Genomic DNA, 609 nt, shown 5'->3' on the forward strand with positions numbered 1-609 from the left:
TGCCGAAGCCGATCCCGCCCGGCACGCTCGGGCCGAGCGGGATCGGCTTCGGCACGAAGGTCCTGCCGGGCCTGAGCAATTGCCTGCGCGCCCTCGTGCTGGGGGAGACCTCCACCGGCCATCCGGGCCGGGACGACCTGGCGGTGATCGCGTTCGAGATCGACGACCAGTCGGGGGAGGATCTGGCCATGGGCCTCGACCGCCTGCGCGCGCAGCCCGGCATGCGCGACGTCGTGCAGATGCCGGTGCTGGGCAAGAAGGGCCGGATGATGGCCCATATCCAGGCCCTGGTGCAGCCCGATAACCTGGAGGCGGCGATCGCGGCCTGCTTCCGCGAGACCACGACGATCGGGCTGCGCCACCACCGGGTCGTGCGTGCGGTGCTCGACCGGGAGGCTGTCACGGTCGCGCCGGAGGGCCGGCCGGTCCGGGTGAAGGTGGTGGACCGGCCGGGTGGGCGCACCGCCAAGGCCGAGGCCGACGATACCCTGGGCCAGGCAGACCCTCGTGCCGAGCGATTTCCATGCGGTGTTCGAAGCCTATCTCGACGGGCGCTGGTGGCTGTTCGACGCGACCCGTCAGGCGGATCTCGACGGGCTGGTGCGCATC

Annotated in this window: 2 pseudogenes; both read left to right on the forward strand. The window is 71.8% G+C overall.

Annotation, left to right across the window (positions count from 1 at the left end):
- Nucleotides 1-71: 71 nt before the first annotated feature.
- Nucleotides 72-431 (forward strand): annotated as a pseudogene (larC, locus tag FV228_RS34665) (nickel insertion protein); the annotation flags it as partial.
- Between the two features lie 73 nt (nucleotides 432-504).
- Nucleotides 505-609, forward strand: a pseudogene (locus FV228_RS34670) (transglutaminase family protein); the annotation flags it as partial.

Source organism: Methylobacterium sp. WL18 (genome assembly GCF_008040015.1).
Lineage (GTDB): Bacteria > Pseudomonadota > Alphaproteobacteria > Rhizobiales > Beijerinckiaceae > Methylobacterium > Methylobacterium mesophilicum.